General features: G+C 78.1%; 1 pseudogene. It reads left to right on the top strand.

The features are described from left to right. A pseudogene (locus HMPREF3115_RS32185) lies at positions 1 to 425 on the top strand (NYN domain protein); the annotation flags it as partial.

The following is a 425-nucleotide window of genomic DNA, read 5'->3' on the forward strand; positions in this document are numbered from 1 at the left end:
CGAGCCGGCCGCCGCGCGCGATACGGGCAGCGCGCACGCGGGGCATGGCGCGCGTCACGCGGAAGCCGCGCCGCTCGAACACGCGTCGCGCCGTCGCGGCGCGCACGGTGAGCCGGCGGCGGACGGCATGGCCGTCGACACGGACGGAGCCGGCGCGGTCGACGTCGTCGCGAGCGAAGCGGCGCTCGCACCGGCGGACGCGGTGGAATCGAACGAAACGGCGCACGCGGGCGCGACGCACGGCGACGCGAAGGACGGCCGCAAGCGCGCACGCAAGAGCGCGGCGAAGAAGGCCGGCGCAAAGAAGAGCGCCGATGCGGCGAGCGCCGGCCGGTCCGCGGCGAAGCGGGACGCTGCAGCGCAGCGCGGCGACGAGCCCGCGGACGAGCGCCATGCCGAAGCCGCGCCTCGCGAGCCGGAGCAGG

Origin of the sequence: Burkholderia sp. HMSC10F09, assembly GCF_001806955.1 — a bacterium.
Taxonomy (GTDB): Bacteria; Pseudomonadota; Gammaproteobacteria; order Burkholderiales; family Burkholderiaceae; genus Burkholderia; species Burkholderia multivorans.